We start from the raw sequence: 19,763 nt of genomic DNA, 5'->3' as shown, positions 1-19,763 counted from the left end.
CTTAACTCATCACGCTTACCTCATTACTCGGAACGCAATGACTTCACCGGGTCCATCAAAGCGGCTTTAATCGATTGGAAACTGATGGTTATCAGGGCAATCAGCGTTGCCAGCACACCCGCCAGTACGAAAATGCCGACGCCCATCGACGTTCGGTAGGCAAAACCGGACAGCCAGCCGTCCATCAGATACCCCGCCACCGGGCCAGCCAGCACGATGGCAATCAGCACGAGCTTCATGAAATCTTTGGTTAGCAACACCACGATGGTCGAAGTGTTGGCCCCCAGCACTTTCCGAATACCGATTTCGCGCGTTCGGCGGGCCACGGTGAACGAAATCAGGCCCAGCAAGCCTAAGGACGCAATGAAAATGGCGAGTCCGGCAAACAGGCCGAAAACCGTTCCGAATTGCTGATCCGATTTATACTGCTGGTTGAAAAATTCGTCCAGAAAGAAATACTCGAACGGATTTCCGGGAAATGCCTGCGTATACTGACGCTCGACGGCCGCAATCGTGGCGGGTAAATTGCCCGTCCGGACTTTCAGTGAATAGTAACTCAGGTTCCGTAATTCATCCGGCCGGCGGTAAACCGACAGAAAAATCATCGGGTCTTTGGCCTGTTTCAACCCTTGCTGGTGATAATCTTTCACGACGCCGACAATGTGCAATGCGTTATCGCCCGACGCAATATCCTTGTTCAGCGCATCTTCCGGTGACTTGAAACCGAACGTCTTCACGGCCGTTTCATTCAAAATGACCGACATCGAATCGGTCCCGAAACGGCGGTTGAAATTCCGTCCGGCCACCAGCCCAATTTTGTAACTAGCCAGAAAATCGTTGTCGATGGACGTAAGAAACATGGTCAGGGAGCTTTGCCGGTTCTGTTCCTTGCGCCGGAAACTGCCGGTCCACAGAATTTCGATTCCCGGCACGTAGGCCGAAGCCGTTGCACTTTGGGCCAGATTCTGCTGCAGTACCATCTGTTTAAACGTTTCCGAACGCGTCGGAAAACTCGCATCAGTTGCACCGGGTGCCTGCACGACCAGCGTCTGTTCTTTGTCAAAACCCAACTCCTGCTGTTGCATGTAGCGCAGTTGTTTGTAAACCGTCAGCGTTCCGATAATCAGCATTACCGAAGCCGCAAACTGCACCACAATCAGGCCTTGCCGCAAGGCCATGCCCCGCGTCGTTTGGGCAAAACGCCCCTTCAAAACCGCAATCGGCTGGTAGTCGGACAAAACAAAAGCCGGATACAGACTGGACAAAACCGTGCCTATAAAAAACACGAGCAAACCGTTAATCCAGAGCGCATTACCAAAAAACTGTGAAAAATCGAGCGGCTTTCCGGTTAATTCATTGAACAACGGCAGCAACGCCCAGACCAGCGTAACGGCCACGCCGAAGGCCAGCAGATTCAGCAGCAGAGATTCAAAAATAAACTGCCGGATCAGGCCTCCCCGCAGCGCCCCCACTACCTTCCGAATACCGACTTCCTTCGCCCGGTCGAGCGCCCGCGAGGTGGACAGATTGATGTAGTTGATCCAGGCAATGATCAGAATGGCGAAAGCCACCCACACCAGAAACTGCACGGTTCGGCCGTCGCCGTTCACTTCGGCTTCCTGGTTCAGGTGCGATTCGAGGTGAATATCGCGTAACGGTTGCAGCAGCAGGACGTTTTGTTTGCCCGACTGACGGTACCAGTCGCCGTTGTACTTCATTAGCATGTCCGGCAGCTTGGCTTCCAGTTTCTGCGGGTCTGTCGCGGGCCGGAGTTTGACGTACGTAAAAAAATCGTACCAGCCCCAACTGGTTTGCGCATCGGGTTCAGTCCGGTACGAAAACAGGAGGTCGATTTCGAGGTGGGAGTTTTTTGGGTAATCCTTAAACACGCCCGTGACCAGATACGAACTGGCATCCAGCTTGACCGTCTGATTCATGGGGTCGGCCGCTCCGAAATATTTCCGCGCGGTCGATTCCGACAAAACCACCTTTCTGGTACCTACCAAAGCCGTTTTTGGATCACCTTTCAGCAAACCGATCTTGAAAAACGACAGCGCGTTGGAATCGGCGTAGAAAAAATTGGTTTCCCGAAAATGCTTATCGCCAAAGCTGACGACGCCGTTGTTCGCGTCGTAAAGCCGGACAAAATCCTCGACTTCGGGATAGTCTTTTTTCATGGTCGGGCCAATGGCCGGATACGATGTGGCCGACCGCCAGGCCAGTTTCCCTTCCTGATACCCATCGAGTTCGATCCGGTAAATCCGGTCGGCGTCGGTATGAAAATTGTCGTAACTTTTCTCGAACGTCACGTACAGTCCAATGACCAGGCAGGCTGCCATTCCAACGGAAAGTCCCAGCAGGTTGATGAGCGAGAAAAACCGCTGATTGCGGAAGTTCCGCCAGGCGATTTTGAAATAGCTTTTGAGCATGTCCTTTTTTAATTAAGAGTTACGAATTACGAAGATGTTTGAATCAAGGCCGGAGGCCTGTCCTGTTAATAGACCCTGGTGCATCACAGCTGACAGCTCCGGAGGAGCGGCCTGAATGCGTTTTTAGCCCGGAGCTACATGACCTATAATTCTTTCATCTCCTATTAACAGACCGCCCTTGCAGGGCTTCCCGGTTCATTCAAACAGGCTTTAAGAGTTAAGACGGGCTGCCGTATGGTTAACTGAAATGTGTCAGCCAACCGCTCGGGCGTCGGACGGCCGATGCCGCCCCGTCTTCATTCTTCATTCTTCATTCCGACCGCAGTGAAGTAACCGGGTTCATCAAAGCCGCCTTGATGCTTTGGAAACTGACCGTGATCAGCGTCACCAGAACCGCCAGAACGCCCGCCAGGGCAAACATCCACCACGAGAGTTCGATCTTGTAGGCAAACTCCGCCAGCCATTTCGTCAGGGCCCACCACGCGATCGGGGAGGCAATGACGAGCGAAATCACAACCAGAATTATAAAATCGCGCGACACCAGACCGACCAGGCTGCTGACCGTGGCACCCAAAACCTTACGAATGCCGATCTCCTTGGTTTTCTGCTGCGTAACGAGCGAAACCAACCCGTAGAGGCCCATACACGAAATCAGAATGGCCAGCCCGGCGAAGTAGCCAATCAGCTTCGTCAGCCGCTGTTCATTTTCGTAGAGTTGGGCGAGCGTATCGTCCAGAAACTGGGCAACAAAGCCTTTTTCCGGGAAAAACCGGTCCCATTCCTGCTGAATAAACTTCAGGGTTTCGGCCCGGTTCTGCGACTGGATTTTGATGGAAAAAAGCCGCAGCAACGGCTGGTCGATGGTCATCAACATGCCTTCGATGGGGCGTTGCAGCGATTGATTGTGAAAATCCTTCAGGACGCCGATGATCTTGCCCTGCTTGCCTTCCAGATTCACCGACTTGCCAACGGCCACGGCCGGCGACTTCCAGCCCAGTTGCTTTACGCCGGTTTCGTTAATCAGGAAAGCCGCGGATTTATCGGTCGGAAACGATTCCGAAAAATCCCGACCCGCCACAAATTTGAGTCCGTAAGTTTGGGCAAAGTTGTGGTCGACGCCCATCGTTCCCATAAAAATGTTCTCGTCCGGCGCGTGGCCTTCCGCAATCACATTCCGCCGAACCGAACCCGAACCCATGGGCTGCGTCGAAAGGGTTACCTGTTTGATCTGCGGATTTTTGAGCAGAATGTCCCGGAAGGTTCGCAGCCGGAAATAGGTGCTATCCGATCGGTTGGCAAAAACGTTGGTAATCTTTTCGTTTCGGGTATTGGCGGTAATGATGAAGTCTTTCTCAAAACCCAGCGGCTGGTTTTTCATATAATTCAGTTGCTGAAACGCCACCAAAGCCCCGATTATGAGCGCAATCGACGCAACAAACTGCGCGCCCAGTAACACCTGCCGCAACTGCCCGCCTTTGACTTTTCCGCTGACAAAACTACCGAGCGCGGCCCGACCTTTCAGCGTAGCAATCGGCTGGAAACCGGAGACGAAAAAAGCCGGGTAGCTGCCCGATACTAAACCCGTCAACAAGGCAATACCGACAAAAAAGAGCAGCAAACCGCCGTCGGACAGGAAATACCGCATGGTTAGTTCTTTGCCGGTCAGGTTGTTGAGAACCGGGAGCAAAACCGCAATCAGAATGAACGAGAGAATCAGGGCGATGGCACTCAGCAGGACCGATTCACCCAGAAACTGCGCAATCAGTTGCTGTTTTTGGCTACCCAACACTTTCCGAATGCCGACTTCTTTCGCCCGTTTCAGCGAGCGGGCCGTCGACAAGTTCACGAAATTGATGCAGGCAATCAGCAGCGTGATGAACGCAATGCCGAGAAAAACGTAGATGTAAGTTATGCTACCGGGCGCTTCGGGTGTGCCCTGCGCCTGTGAGCGCAAATGAAAATCCTTCATCGGCTCCAGGGTATATACGATGTCTTTGGCAAACTGCTTGTTGGCGTGCGTCAGCAGGAACTGCGGAAACCGGGCGTTGACCGACTCCGGCGATTTTCCGGGCCGCAACAAAACGTAGGTATACCCGTGTGAAATGACCCAGTTCTGCGGAAGGTTTTGCCGAACGTTTTCACTTTCCGTCGCATACATGGTTTCGTAATTCGACAGTAAGTCAATGTGAATGTGCGCGTTATCCGGAAATTTCTCCACCACGCCCGTCACCCGCAGCGGGTGCTGGCCTTCGTACAAGAGTGTTTTGCCCAGCGGATTGGTTTTGCCAAAATACTTAGCCGCGATTTCGTCGGTGATGACCACCGTAAAGTTGTCCTTCAAAGCCGTCTGCGGGTCGCCTTGCCGAAAGCGGAACGAGAAAATGTCGAGCAAGGCCGGATCGCCGAAGAAAAACCGCTCTTCGTCGAACTTGACGGGCTGGGCCGCGCGGTTATTGACCAGTTCGATGGTGGCACTGCTCCGAAATAGCCGCGCTGACTGCTCAATTTCCGAGAAACTGGAGGTCAACAACGGTGATACCGGGGGCGGTGTCAGGGCGAGGGGTTGCTCCAGGCCCGCAAATTTGGGCAGATAGCTGATCCGGTAAATCCGGTCGAATTTCTGCTGAAAGTGGTCGTAGCTCAGTTCGTGCCGCACAAACAGCAAAATGAGGAAACAACAGGTCAGGCCGACGGTTAAACCGACGATGTTGATGATCGAAAAACTCTTCTGCCGAAGGAGGTTTCGATACGCGATTTTGAGGTAATTCTGAAGCATAATCTCATAGGATAGGTTTGGACTCGTACCCACGGACCGCACGAACGGTCCGTGAGCGCATTATTTGCAAATCACGGACTAAAGTCCGTGGGTACATTACTCGCTTTTTAAACTCTTCACGGGATTCATCAACGACGCTTTGATGGACTGGAAGGAAACCGTCAGCAGGGCAATTCCGACCGCCAGAAAAGCCGCCAGCACATATACCCACCAGGCCACGTCGATGCGATACGCGAAATCCTGCAGCCAGTAATTCATCGTCCAGCCCGCGATTGGAAAGGCGATCAGAACGGAAATAAAAACCAGCTTCAGGAAATCTTTGGAGAGCAAAACCACAATGCTGGACGAGGTGGCACCCATCACTTTGCGGACGCCAATTTCCTTCGTGCGTTGTTCGGCGGTAAATGTTGCCAGACCGAACAAACCGAGGCAGGCGATGACGATCGAAATACCGGCAAAAACCGTAAAGAGCCGACCGGTTTTTTGCTCCGCTTCATACAACGTCGCAAAGCGGTCGTCCAGAAACGTGTAGGTGAAAGGGGCCGATGGGCTCAGGGCGGCCCATTTTTGTTTGAAAGACGCTACAGCATCCGACACCTCGCCCGCTTTCACTTTCACCTGAATCGCCCCGGAATTACCGCCCAGAATCATCATCAGCGGGGCAATTTTTTGCCGGGCCGAGGCATAATGAAAATCCTTGACGACGCCGATCACGGTAAATTCACGACGCCCGGAGCGAACAATCGTTTTGCCAATCGGGTTGGTTTTACCCCATCCTAAGTCCCGAACTGTGGCTTCATTGATGATGACTGCGGCCGAATCCGTCGAAAACGCTTTCGAAAAGTTTCGCCCCTGCCGTAACTGGATGCCCAGCGTGGGCAGATACGTGTCGTCGACGTGAAAAATGGCCGTCTGAATCTCGTTGGTATTCGCTTTCTTCACCGGATCTTTCCCGTAAATCTGGGTGCCATCCATGTTCTCGGTGCTGAGCGGAACACTGCGCGAAAGGCTCGCCTGAATAACCCGGCTATCCTGAAGCAACTGATCTTTCAAAGCGGTTTCGTTCGTGCCTAACAGGTGCGTATCGTGAATAACCAGAACCTGCTCTTTATCAAATCCCTGCGTTTTAGTCTGCATGAATTTGAGTTGCTGATACGAGACAATGGTGGCAATGATCAACGCCCCGGAAATAGCGAATTGGAAAACCACTAATCCGCTGCGCAAACCGCCCCGGCCGGCCGACTGAAGCACGGAACCGCCTTTTAAAACGGCGGTAATTTTGGAAAAAGCCAGGAAGAATGCCGGGTAGATTCCGGCCAGAATACCGACGAATAACCCCAGGATTAAAAAGCCCGCTATACTTTTTAAAGTGAACAACGTATAAACTTCGATTTGCTTACCCGCCAGCTCATTGAAGAAGGGTAAAAGCAGCACCACGAAGCCGATCGAAAGCAGGAGAGCCAGCAAGGTAATAATGATCGATTCGAGCAGAAACTGCCCCATTAACTGGGCTTTGATGGAACCCATCACTTTCCGGATGCCGATTTCTTTGGAGCGTTTGGCGGCTCCGGCCGTCGACAGGTTGGTGAAATTAACAATGGCCAGAAGCAAAATAAACAGCGCCAGAACGCTGAAAATATACACGTAATTGATGTTTCCGTTGGCTTCCAGTTCGTATTTCGTAGCCGAATGCAAATGAATCTTTGTCAGCGGTTGTAAATAGAACACGAACGTTCCGACCGATTTTTTGGCTTCGGCCAGACTGACGCCCATGTCGCGCTGGATTTCCGGCACAACGTGCTCGGAAACCAGTTGCGGAAATTTTGCTTCCAGTTTCTGCGGGTCCGCGCCTTTTTTCAGCACCAGGTAGGTGAACGTACCGACGTTGCTCCAGGTCTGGGTTTGGGCATAGGGGAAGTCGACCAAACTCAAAAAGGCATCAAAATGGAAATGCGAATTTTGGGGAATAGCCCCGATCACGCCCGTTACTTTACGAACGTCTTCGCCATTGCCAAACGTTAGAATTTTCCCGAGTGCCGGTTCATTTCCGAAATGCCGCTTCGCAAACGCTTTCGTGATGACCATCGAACGGGGTTCTTTCAGGGCGGTTTTGGCGTCACCTTCCAGAAACGGTATCGAGAAAACTTCCAGGAAGTTGGAGTCCACAATAGCAATCGACTTCTCCTTGATCTGCTTTTCTTTATAGCGAATAAACACCTGGCTCCACCGCATCAGCCGCGTGGCCGCTTCGACTTCCGGAAAAACGTTTTTAATGCCCTGACCAACGGCTACATCCACATTTGGAAAATCCGTTATGGCCCCATTGCCGAGCAAATGCAAGCCTACGCGGTAAATCTGGCCGGCTTGAGCGGGGTATTTATCGTAACTTAATTCATCGACTACATACGCCGTAATGAGGATGCAGCAGGTTAACCCGACCGATAACCCAATGATGTTGATGAACGAAAACACCTTGTTCTTCATCAAATTCCGCCAGGCGATTTTAAAATAATTTTGTAGCATTTTTAGGGAAGAGTTATGAGCTAAGAATTAAGAGTTGAAAAGCATCCTTTCTGTTTTTAATTCTTTATTTTTTATTCGGAACGAAGTGACCTAACCGGGTTCATCAAAGCGGCTTTTATAGCTTGAAAACTCACTGTTAACAGCGTTATTATGGCGGCTCCCAGACCGGATATGCCAAAAATCCACCAGGAAATATCGGTTCGGTATTCGTATTGTTTCAGCCAGTCACTCAGGAAATAATACGCAATGGGTATGGCGATGAGAAAGGAAATAATAACGAGCCTTACGAAGTCTTTGGACAACAGGCCCCACAAACTGAATACCGACGCGCCCAGTACTTTCCGAACGCCAATTTCCTTGATGCGCTGCTCGGCTACAAACGAGGCCAGCCCGAAAAGCCCGAGGCAACTGATGAATATGGCGAGGGTCGCAAAAATCCGGGCCAGCTTCCCGACGCGTTCTTCGGCCCGGAACTTGGCGTCGTATTCAACGTCGGCAAACTGAAAACTGAAGGGGCTATCCGGATCATGTTTTTTAAAGATCGCTTCGACTTTTTTAACGGCGGTTTCAACCGGAACATTAGGCATCAACTTGATATTGAAGACATTGGACCAGCCGTAATTGATCATAAAAATGGTCGGTTTGATGGGTGTATACGGCGACTCCATCACCATATCTTTCACGACGCCGACAACCTGACACGCCTTGCCGTTGTAGCGAATGATTTTGCCCACAATATTCTTGAGTCCGGTCAGTTTGACGGCTGCTTCGTTGAGGACAAAAGCGGTGGAATCGGTGGCGTAGTCCCGCGAGAAATCGCGTCCTTCCTTGATCTGCCAGCCGATGGTTTTTCCGAAGTCGTGCGAACAGGCCACCACACCGAACAGCGGAATTGACTGCGGGTCTTTGCCTTCCCATTCAAAACCGATCTGGTTGGAACTGATGTAGGTGGTTGGACTCGAGGATTTACTCACTTCAAAAACCGCTCCCGATTTCAGTAAATCATTCCGCAAAGGATCATACTTTTCGCGGAGAATACTGCCGATGTAAATTTGCAACAGACCCTCGCGGTTGTAGCCAACCGGGCGGTTTTTGGCGTGCTGAATTTGCCGGAAAACAATGAGCGTCCCAATGATGAGGGTAATGGAAACGGTAAACTGGATGACCACCAGTACTTTACGGGGGATTGTCGCCCAGCGGCCCACTTTAAACGTCCCTTTTAATACCTTCAGCGGATTGAACGACGATAGATAGAAAGCCGGGTAACTTCCTGCTAAAAGACCGGTGATCAGTGAAAATGAAAGGAGCAGTCCCCAGAAAGCGGGATCCTGATAAGGCAGACTCACCTTCTTTCCGGCTAGTTCGTTGAACGCGGGAATCGAAAGTAATACCATGACAATTGCCAGAAACAGGGCGAAAAAAACGACCAGCATCGACTCGCTGATGAACTGAAAAACCAGTTGCCGCCGTTGCGAACCGACGGCTTTGCGGATGCCGACTTCTTTGGCTCGTTTTTCGGAGCGGGCGGTGCTGAGGTTCATAAAATTGATGCAGGCCAGCAGCAATACGAACGCGCCGATGATGCTGAAAAGCCAAACGAATTGGATGCCGCCCCCGGTATTTTTCCCATCTTTGAAGTCGGAATACAAATGCCAGCGACTCATGGGATGCAGGAAATATTCGGGGTTTTCCTGGGCTGACGTATGCTTTTTCTCAACGTCGCGGATTTTCGCCGAAACACTTTCCATCGTGGCCTGGTCGGCTATTTGGGCATAACACTGAAAGGAGTGATTGCTCCATTGTTGCTGGGATTCTTTTACCCAGGACTCATCGGCCAGATAATCACTCCACGTCAAATAGCACTGCACCCGGTTGAATTCGGAATTGAAGGGGAGGTCTTCAAAAACCCCCGTTACTTTGACATTATTTCTAGCATCGACTTTGATGATCTTGTTCATCGGATCAGCCTCGCCGAACAGCGCTTTGGCAGCCGACTCCGCCAAGAGGATGGATCGAGGTTCTTTTAAGGCGGTGGCGGCATTCCCTTTGAGCATGGTTAGGGAAAGCATCTGCGGAAAAACCGGCTCGACATACATGCTTTCGCGGTTTATCTTCTTTTCCCCGTGCACTAGCAAATGGCCGAAGCTCCAGGACGCCATTGACACGTATTTGAAGTTGGAAGCGTACTTGGTTTTTATTTCGGTTGCCGACGGGATCGAAACCGCTCGCCCGGTGCCGGTGCTGCCGTTGAAGGTCTGGTGGATGTATAGTTGCGCCAGCCGGTCGTAATTCCGGTGAAATTTATTGAACGATAATTCGTCGTAAATCCACATTCCGATCATCATCGCCACGGCCATTCCTACGGCCAGGCCCAGGATATTGATAAACGAAAAAACCTTATTTTTAGCAAGGTTTCGGAGGGCAATTTTGACGTAGTTGCGTAACATAATCGGCCGGATTAGACGTGAGGAGACAAGTACCGCTCTTGCTCGACCAAATGACATACCAGAATTTTAATTAACTGATAATCAATTTTATACGCAGAAGAAATAAAATAAAATGTCCGTAAACGGACGCAGGGCGTACATTTACGGACAGGTTTACGAATGCGGTATTTTGCAGGCCGGTAGGGCCTCAATTCGGAATCATTCCGTGCGGATCGATTACGAATTTTTTGGCGGCTCCTTTATCAAAATCCTGGTAACCTTTCGGGGCTTTGTCCAGACTGATCACTTCCACGTTGACGGCTTTGGCAATCTGGATTTTGTCGTATAAAATGGCGTTCATCAACTGCCGGTGGTATTTCATCACCGGACATTGGCCCGTGTAGAACGAGTGCGACTTGGCCCAGCCCAAACCGATGCGAATGCTCAGGCTTCCCTCCTTGGCGGCATCGTCGGCAGCCCCCGGATCGCCCGTGACGTACAGGCCCGGAATGCCGAGCGCACCCCCGGCGCGGGTGATGCTCATGATGGCGTTCAATACCGTGGCCGGCCGTTCAACACCGGCATCGGAACCGTGGCCGCGGGCTTCGAAACCCACGCAGTCGACGGCGCAATCTACTTCCGGAACGCCAATTATTTCGGCAATCTGCTCAGACAAGGGCGTTTCTTTTCGTAAGTCAACGATCTCGCAGCCAAAGCTTTTCGCCTGCTCCAGCCGCTCGGGAATCATGTCGCCGACGATGACAACGGCCGCACCCAGCAGGTGACACGAAGCCGCGCAAGCCAGACCAACCGGGCCCGCCCCGGCCACATACACGATGGAACCCGGCCCCACGCCCGCCGTGACGGCACCGTGGTAGCCCGTTGGGAAAATGTCTGATAGCAGAGTAAGATCCCGGATTTTGGCCATCGCCTGGTCTTTGTCCGGAAATTTCAGCAGGTTGAAATCGGCATACGGCACCAGGACATATTCGGCCTGACCACCCACCCAGCCGCCCATATCGACGTAGCCGTAAGCTGCACCGGGGCGTGATGGGTTGACATTCAGGCAGATACCGGTTTGCCCCACCTTGCAGTTCCGGCAACGTCCGCAGGCAATGTTGAAGGGAACGGACACCAGATCGCCGACTTTGATGAATTCTACATCGCGACCAGCTTCGATGACCAATCCGGTAATTTCGTGACCCAGCACCAGGCCCGCCGGAGCGGTTGTCCGGCCCCGAACCATGTGCTGGTCGCTGCCGCAGATGTTGGTCGAGACGATTTGCAGGATGACGCCGTGCTCACATTTGCGGTCGCCGAGCGCCAGTTTGGGGTATTCAATGGATTGTACTTCCACCACACCGGGTTTGATGTACGCAACACCGTGGTTTTGACACATACTCCTAGGTTTAAAGGGTTATCGGTTTAGTAAATGAACTTTCGATTTACAAGATAATGCCAATAAATACTACTAATATCCAAGTTTATTATGCAGTAACCCGAACCTAGCCCGCCTGCGTACAGACGCGATTAATCGCGTCTCCGGCGATACCATTCCCCGTTATTCGCGCCTTTGGTGCTGATCATTTCTGATTTTAGACGCGAATAATAGGGGGCGAAACGTGGGTAATGGGGGGCGAAACGCGAATATTGGGGGTAGAGACGCGATTAATCGCGTCTCTACGTTGTGGGAATATGGATGATTTGTACAAACATAAATACCGGATTCCATCAACCCGACTGCAGTCGTGGGATTATGGAACCAATGCCGCTTATTTCGTGACGATCTGTACGCACGAACGCCATCATGCTTTTGGCAGCATTCAAAATGGGGAAATGCAATTGAACGCGGCCGGGAAAATAGCGGCCGAGATTTGGCAGTTCCTCCCCACCCAATTCCCATACGTTATACTGGATGAGTTCGTCGTTATGCCTAATCACATGCATGGATTGCTTTATATCGATAAACCGCCCATTGGTGGAGACGCGATTAATCGCGTCTCTACGGCGCATCAAATCACCGGCGGAATAACGGGCCACAAAAATCCCATGTTGCACGAAAACCTGTCCCGAATCATCCGGTGGTATAAAGGTCGAACCACATTCGAAATCCGTAAATGGAATGGGGGCGGAGAAAAATTTGCCTGGCAAACCCGTTTCCATGATCATATTGTTCGAACGAACGATTCTTTCCGGCGTATTCAGGCTTATATTGTGAATAACCCGCAGAAATGGAGCGAAGACAAATTTTATTTTAGTCACTACGCAGACTCTTCACCGGATTCATCAAAGCCGCTTTGATGCTTTGGAAACTGACCGTCAATCCGGCAATCAGCATGGCAGAACCGCCCGCCAGGGCGAACATCCACCACTGAATGGCCACTTTGTATTCAAACGCCTGCAACCACTTATCCATCGCGTACCAGGCAACGGGCGAGGCAATCAGCATGGACAGCACAACGAGTTTCAGGAAGTCTTTGGACAGCAGCGTGACAATCCCGGGGACGGAGGCTCCCAGCACTTTCCGGATGCCGATTTCTTTCGTACGGGCTTCCACCGAGAACGTAATCAGCCCCAGCAGGCCCAGACTGGCCACCAGCAGGGTCAGGCCCGTAAAGCCGTTAAACAACCGCATCAGCTGCTGCTCTTTGGCGTAGAGCTTATCGTAAGCATCGTCGAGAAAATAATAATCGAACGGCACCGCCGGTTTGCTGGCATCATAAAGGGCCTTCAGTTTTTCCAGTGATTTCGACACGTCCGTGTGGGGATTCAGGCGAACCAGCAGAAAACCGCCCCGGGCTACCACCGCTTTAGACGTATCGCTCACCACACTCAGTTGCATGGGCGAAACCGGTCCGTGCAGGCTGCGGACGTGGAAATCGGCGACAACACCGGCGGTTTTTACGTCCTTAAAGGGCGGGGCCTGGTGCAGCGGATTGCCTTTGATTCCGGCTTCCTTCATCAACGTCTGGTTGAAAACCGTTAGCTCGTTTGTGACCGGTTTTTGATCCCAGCCGACGGGCGCGTATAACCAGCGAATTCCCATCATTTTAAAGAACGTTTTGTCCACCGCCAGCACATTCACCATCACCTGCTTTTTGGTTTTTTCCGTCTTCATAAACCAGGTAGAGATGTTGTTGGTAAACAAAGCCGTATTGGAAACCGCCACGTTTTCGGGACCCGCCCACTGCCGGACTTCATCGCGCAAGGCCGGAAATTGCGTCGCCATTTCGGCATCGATCTTCATCGCAACGACTTGTGACCGGTTGATGCCCAGATTTTTAGTGCGTAAAAACCGCATTTGGGTATACAACACAATGCTGCAAATCAGCAGACCGATCGAGGTGGCAAACTGCATGGTGGTAAACACCCGGCGAACGGCGGCCCCGCTGCGGCCCGAACTCATGGTGCCTTTCAGGACTTCCTGTGGCCGGAACCGTGACAGTAGCAACGCCGGATAACTCCCCGCCAGCAGCGAACACCCCAGCCACAATGTCAGCAGCAAACCCCAATACGGCCCCTGTTGCAACACCCGGTTGTCCATGTGCAGGTCCAGTGCCTGATTGGCCCACGGAAACAACGCCTGCAAAACGCCCAGCGACAGGACAAAAGCCAGGGTAGTAGTCAGGAATGATTCGGTAAAAAACTGGCCGATCAACTCATTTCGCTGTCCGCCAACGGCTTTCCGAACGCCCACCTCGCGGGCGCGTTTGGTGGCGCGGGCGGTGGTCAGGCTCACGTAATTGATGACCGCCAACGCCAGAATGACCAGGGCAACGGTCAGGAGAATGTAGAGCGATTGCCGGGCGGTTTTGGGTGCCATCCGGCTGTCGAGGTGCAGCGTAGGCATCGCTTCGAGAACATAGTTGGCACTTATATCCACGAACTGAATACCGGCATTTACTTTTTTGAGCTTGGCTTCAACCCGGGCTATGTTGGCTCCCGGACGAAGCACCAGGTAATGGGTTAAAAAACCGGCTGATTTATAGATATTTTGCGCATTTGGCCCCAGCGTTGGCATCGAGCTTAAGGACACCAGCGCGTTGAACTGGAGCACCGAGTTGGTCGGCAGGTCGTCGAGCACGCCCGAAACCGTGAGTGTGTAGTGTTTGTCGTAGACCAACGGGCGTCCGATGGGATACTGGTTTCCGAAATACTTTTCAGCCAGGGCGCGGGTCAGCACGATACGGCCCGGTTCGCTGAGGGCGGTTTTCGGATTCCCACTGAGCAGGCGAAGGCCCAGAACCGACAGAGCCGGACTTTCGGCAATACCAATATTTTCTTCTTTAAACCGGTGTTTTTCATCCGACTGCAATACGACATCGCCAAACCCGTCGGATAACCGCACCACCTCTTCCGCTTCCGGAATCTGTTGTTTAATGGCCGTAGCGAACGACTCGTGCAAACCGGCCATCATGAACTCATCGCCACCGTATTTGGAAACTGACAACAGGCGGTAGGTCCGCCCGGCGAACGGATGATGGCGGTCGTAATGAAACTCGTGCCAGACGTAGAGGGCGATGAACGTGCTGACGGCCAGTCCGACGGTCAGACCGAGGATGTTCAGGAAGCTGAACAATGGGTTGGATCGCAGTTGGCGAAGGGCGATTTTGACGTAGTTCCGGATCATAACGTACCCACGGACTCAAGTCCGTATTTTTTGAAATGGTTGTTGAATAAATAAAAACACGGACTGAACGGGGCGGTCCGTGGGTACGCTATTCCGTCTTCAAGCTCTTGACCGGATTCATCAAAGCCGCCCGAATGCTCTGAAAACCGACCGTCAGCAAGGCAATGAAAACCGCCAGCGACCCCGCCAAAGCGAAAATCCACCACGAGAGATTTACTTTATAGGCGAATTGGCTCAGCCAGTCGTTCATCACGTACCAGGCCGGAAAAGACGCCAGGGCTATGGCGACCAGCACCAGGACCACAAACTCGCCGGAGATCAGCATAAAAATACCGGATAGCGATGCTCCCAGCACCTTGCGAATCCCGATCTCCTTCGTTCGTCGCTCAACGGCGAACGAAGCCAGTCCGAACAGGCCCAGGCAGGAAATAAACAGGGCCAGACCCGAAAACCAGGTAGCGAGCGTACTCACCTGTTGTTCAGTGCGATACATCCAGTCGTAGCCCTGATCCAGAAAAATATAGTTGAACAAAAAGCCCGGTTTGAGCGACTGATACGTTTTCTCCAGCGCACGGACCGTACCGGGTACGTCATGCCCGTCGATTCGGGCAAAAATCAACTGCGTCTCTGCCGGACGATACCGGATAATCAGCGGTTCGATGCGCATATGGATGGTGGACAAATGAAAATCTTTGACCACGCCGATGACCTTTCCTGAAATACCCTCTGCCGTCATCAACTGACCAATAGGTCGTTTCAGCTTCATTTGCCGGACCGCTTCCTCGTTCAGGATGACGTTGGCGGTATCGGTGGCGAAGGTGCGCGAAAAATTCCGGCCCGTTTTGAGTTGAATCCCCATCGTCGGCAGCAAATTAGCGTCGGCGTTCAGGATACCCGTCAGCACCTGGGCGTTGGCGGGTTGGCCGGGCCAGGTGGGGTAGCTTTTGCGCCCGATGCCCAGAAAATCGGTGTTGGCCAATGTAACGGCTTTTACGCCCGGTGTGTTAGCGATTTTTTGCAGGGCGTATTCCAACCGGTCGATGTCGATATCGCCCCAATTAAAGTACAAGACGTTCTCTTTCTGGTAGCCCAGGTTGATGGTTTGAATGAAACGGATCTGCCGGTAAACAACGACCGTACCAATCACCAACAGGACACTTGCCATGAATTGCACGACCACCAGCGATTCCCGGATGGTCGGCAACCGAAGCCATCCGGTCCGTACGGTATAGGTACGCAAACCCTTCAATACCCGAACCGGCTGGAACGACGACAAGACAAAAGCCGGATACAAACCCGCCAGCAAACCCGTTAGCAACAATACCCCGAAATAGGCCCCGTAGTACCCCGGGTTCTGCCAGTCGATAAAAATCCGGTTTTCAGCGGGTGCGTTGAAATACGGTTTTCCCAGCAGCTCATTGAAGAATGGCAACACCAGCAACACAAGCCCCACGGCCAGCCCGCCAGCCAGAAAGGTCAATAGCAGGGACTCGCCCAGAAATTGCCGGATCAGCATCGATTGGTTGGCCCCGATGGCCTTTCGAACCCCTACCTCCTTCGCCCGTTGCATCGCCCGGGCGGTGGAAAGGTTCATGAAATTAATGCAGGCAATCAACAGCACAAACAGAGCGACCAGGCCAAAAAGCCGGACGTACACGATGCGCCCGCCCCCGGCGTAGCGCCCGTTCCTGAAATCGGTACGCAAGTACCAGTCGTTCATGGCCTGGAGGAAGTACGCCCGGTCCTTCATGGTGGGCAGGTGCCGACGGGTCATCCGTTGCAATTGGGTTTGAACCGCTTCTGCGCTGGCCCCCGGCGTAAGCATCACAAACACCTGGATGTTGTTATCCGCCCAATCGGCCGATTGAATTTTTTTCGCTTGAAAAGGTCGGAGGTAATCAAATCGCAGGGTCGAGTTGGTGGGGATGTCGGCCAGTACGCCGACCACTTTACAATCCGTTGACTGATCGATGTGAATCACTTTCCCCACCGGATTGGTTGCTCCGAAGTATTTTCGGGCCAGCCGTTCCGTAATCAACAAGGTATTGGGTTCGGTCAATGCGGTGGCCGGGTTACCCCTTAGCAGCGGGAAATGGAAGATTTTCAAAAAGTCCGGTTCGACGGATCGCCCTTCCTCCGTGATCGATTTGTCGCCGAACGAAAACAACGTTCGTTCACCCCACGAAAAGCGCGTCGCCCGCGCCACGCCCGGTATCTCGCGCTTGAGGGCGTCGGCCATCGGCATCGGTACGCTCTCGTAGGTCTGCGTTGCGTCGGAAGGGGGCGACAGATTCAGCATCACCCGGTAGATGCGGTCGTGCTGGGTGTGAAACCGGTCATAACTGATCTCATGATGTATCCAGAGCAGAATCAAGAGCGTCGTCGCCAGACCCACGGCTAAGCCCGAAATGTTGATACCGGAGTAAATTCTGTGCCGAAGCAAGGTACGACAGGCGATTTTGAGGTTGTTTCGGATCATGCTCGTACCCACGAACTAAAGTCCGTGTTTTTGAACTACGTGTTGAATAAATAAAAACACGGACTGAACGGGGCGGTCCGTGGGTACGCTATTCCGTCTTCAAGCTCTTCACCGGGTTCATCAACGCGGCTTTGATGCTCTGGAACGAAACCGTTACAAACGCAATACCGACGGCAATGACGCCAGCGACGACGAAGACCCACCACTCCACGTCGATGCGGTAGACGAAGTCCTGCAACCAGCGGTTCATGGCCCACCACGCCAGGGGCGAAGCGAGAACGATCGCGATCAAAACCAGCTTCAGGAAATCTTTGGAAAGCAGTAGCACAATGTTGGGCACCGACGCGCCCAACACCTTCCGGATGCCGATTTCTTTGGTACGCTGCGCCGTTGTATAGGCCGACAACCCGAACAAACCCAGACACGCCAGCAGAATGGATAGAAAAGAGAAGACGCTGAAAATCTGACCGGTACGACTTTCGGCAGAATACAGTTTGTTGAATTCTTCATCCAGAAATTCGTACTCGAACGGACGCGACGGTACCAGGCTTTTCCACTTTTCTTCCAGAAACTGCAGCGTGTTGGGCAACTGGCTTCCCGACAGTTTTACCAGCAGCACGTGACCACCCTGTTCCGGAAAAATGACCAGCGGGCTGATTTTCTGCTTCATGGAGGCAAAATGAAAATCTTCGATCACGGCACCAACGATACCGGGTCTTTGCTTGCCCATATCCATTTTCTGGCCAACGGCTTCCCGGGCCGATTTCCAGCCCATTTCTTTCACCGCCGATTCATTCAGGATAAAATGAAAATGGCGCAAACTGTCGCTGCCGGGTGTGGTGGCCTGTTCCAGATCTGCGGGCGTCCAGTCGCGACCCACCACAATCCGCAGGCCCATCGTTTTGACAAAATCTTCGTCGGCGGGCAGGGCCGTTACCGATTTGTACTGGTCTTCGGGGGTGCCGGTGCGGTGCATGCCGTAGCCGCCGTTGATATACACCGGCGATTCGTAGGCCCGGGTCACCTGCTGCACATTCGCATTCTGCCGGAACTCGGATTTCAACGCCCGGATTTTTTCGTTCACATCCCGATCGGCAGGCAACACCAGCACATGATCTTTGCTGTAGCCGAGTTTTTTATCCTGAATATAGGACAACTGGTTGCGAACCAGCAAGGTACAGACAATCAGGAAGGCGGTAATCGCAAACTGAAACACGATCAGCGCCCGGCGGAAGTGCCCGGCTCCGGCGGTTTTTAAATGCCCTTTCAGAACACGAACCGGCTCAAACCGGGCCAGCACCAAAGCCGGGTAGCCACCCGCAATAAAACTGACCAGCAGCACAAGCGCGAACAATCCCAGCAGATTCGGCGGTTGCATCAAACTGGCGAATGAAAATGCCCGGTCGGTCAACTCGTTGAACAACGGAAGGGTCAGGTAAACCAGCAACAGGCCCAGGCCCAAAGCGGTGAAGGTGACTAGAACCGACTCGCCGATGAATTGTCCGAACAACTGCGCCTGCAACGCACCCATCACCTTCCGAACGCCCACTTCCTGCGCCCGCTCCACGGCCCGCGAAGTCGCCAGGTTGATGTAATTGACGCAGGCAATGACCAGAATCAGCAACGCAACGGAGCCGAAAATATAGATGTAAAGCAGGTCGCCGTTGGGTTCGAAATTCCCCTCGACGTCCGAATGAAGGTGCACACTCCGCAGAGGCTCGAGGCTGTAAGTCAGGTAATTACCGCCCGACATCTCTTCCTTGCTGAACTGCGTTTTCATAAAACCGGGAATCTTGGCCTGCAGCGTGGCAATCGACTCCGGTTTGCGCAGCAGTAAATACGTGGCATAATTGGCCGAAAACCACTGTTCATCTTTGGACGCGGAGAGCGTGGTAAACGACGCCAGCAGGTCGTATTTGATTTGGGAGTTGGCCGGACAATCCTGCACGACACCCGTCACGGCATACTCCTTGTCCCCACCTCCGGCGTTGATCCGCACGGTTTTTCCGACCGGATTTTCGCTGCCGAAATACTTTCGGGCCGACGTTTCCGACAAAACGACGAGGTTAGGGCCCGCCAGCGCGGTTTTGGGATTTCCCTGTTTCAATTGAAACGAAAAGATGGAAAACAGCGCCGAATCGGCATAAACTACCCGTTTCTCGCTGAACTTCTGATCCTTGAAACTAACGACGGCCTGGCGGTTTTCCAGCCGGACGCCCGCTTCGACCTCCGGAAACTGCCGCCCAAATTCCGGTGCCACCTTCGTTCCGGTGACGGGTACTTTATTGACCTGCCCTTCCATGCTGTACTCCATCACGACCCGCACCGTTCGGTCGGCTTTCTGCTGAAAGTTATCGTAACTTAACTCGTGCGAAATGTACAGGTACAGCAATAGGCATGACGCCAGCCCGACGGCCAGCCCAAACACGTTGATACCGGAGAAAACCTTGTTTCTCCACAGATTCCGAAAGGCGATTTTGAAGTAGTTTCTTAGCATAAG

The 19,763-nt window shown here is 52.7% G+C and carries 9 protein-coding genes; all 9 read right to left on the bottom strand.

Annotated elements, in window-relative coordinates; translation table 11 throughout:
* Positions 1–23: 23 nt before the first annotated feature.
* The 9 genes from EHT87_RS12425 to EHT87_RS12385 all read right to left on the bottom strand — a co-directional run bounded on the left by EHT87_RS12425 (position 24) and on the right by EHT87_RS12385 (position 19,760).
* Positions 24–2,429 (bottom strand): ABC transporter permease, encoded by a 2,406-nt coding sequence (locus EHT87_RS12425; RefSeq protein ID WP_124906938.1) that lies wholly within the window; start codon positions 2,427–2,429, stop codon positions 24–26.
* Between the two features lie 310 nt (positions 2,430–2,739).
* On the bottom strand, positions 2,740–5,205 hold the full coding sequence (locus tag EHT87_RS12420) for an ABC transporter permease (protein ID WP_124906937.1): 2,466 nt from the start codon (positions 5,203–5,205) through the stop codon (positions 2,740–2,742).
* 96 nt (positions 5,206–5,301) lie between these two features.
* The gene (locus EHT87_RS12415; RefSeq protein ID WP_124906936.1) at positions 5,302–7,728 is read right to left on the bottom strand and encodes an ABC transporter permease; all 2,427 of its coding nucleotides are present in this window, start codon (positions 7,726–7,728) and stop codon (positions 5,302–5,304) included.
* A 71-nt stretch (positions 7,729–7,799) separates the two neighbouring features.
* Positions 7,800–10,175, bottom strand: a complete 2,376-nt coding sequence (locus EHT87_RS12410; protein ID WP_124906935.1) for an ABC transporter permease — start codon at positions 10,173–10,175, stop codon at positions 7,800–7,802.
* A 187-nt stretch (positions 10,176–10,362) separates the two neighbouring features.
* The gene (gene fdhA, locus EHT87_RS12405; RefSeq protein WP_124906934.1) at positions 10,363–11,553 is read right to left on the bottom strand and encodes a formaldehyde dehydrogenase, glutathione-independent; all 1,191 of its coding nucleotides are present in this window, start codon (positions 11,551–11,553) and stop codon (positions 10,363–10,365) included.
* Positions 11,554–11,885: 332 nt separating this feature from the next.
* Positions 11,886–12,317 (bottom strand): hypothetical protein, encoded by a 432-nt coding sequence (locus EHT87_RS31265; protein ID WP_185716198.1) that lies wholly within the window; start codon positions 12,315–12,317, stop codon positions 11,886–11,888.
* A 91-nt stretch (positions 12,318–12,408) separates the two neighbouring features.
* Positions 12,409–14,784: an FtsX-like permease family protein gene (locus EHT87_RS12395; protein WP_124906933.1), complete on the bottom strand. Its 2,376-nt coding sequence runs from the start codon at positions 14,782–14,784 to the stop codon at positions 12,409–12,411.
* An 88-nt stretch (positions 14,785–14,872) separates the two neighbouring features.
* The gene (locus EHT87_RS12390) at positions 14,873–17,227 is read right to left on the bottom strand and encodes an ABC transporter permease (RefSeq protein ID WP_221622014.1); all 2,355 of its coding nucleotides are present in this window, start codon (positions 17,225–17,227) and stop codon (positions 14,873–14,875) included.
* 124 nt (positions 17,228–17,351) lie between these two features.
* Complete coding sequence (locus EHT87_RS12385) at positions 17,352–19,760, bottom strand: ABC transporter permease (protein WP_124906931.1); 2,409 nt, start codon at positions 19,758–19,760, stop codon at positions 17,352–17,354.
* Positions 19,761–19,763 lie beyond the last annotated feature (3 nt).

It is taken from the genome of Larkinella knui (assembly GCF_003858645.1).
Classification (GTDB): Bacteria; Bacteroidota; Bacteroidia; order Cytophagales; family Spirosomataceae; genus Larkinella; species Larkinella knui.
Note: the sequence above shows the minus strand (reverse complement) of the source record. Positions and strands in the feature narration are given on the sequence as shown.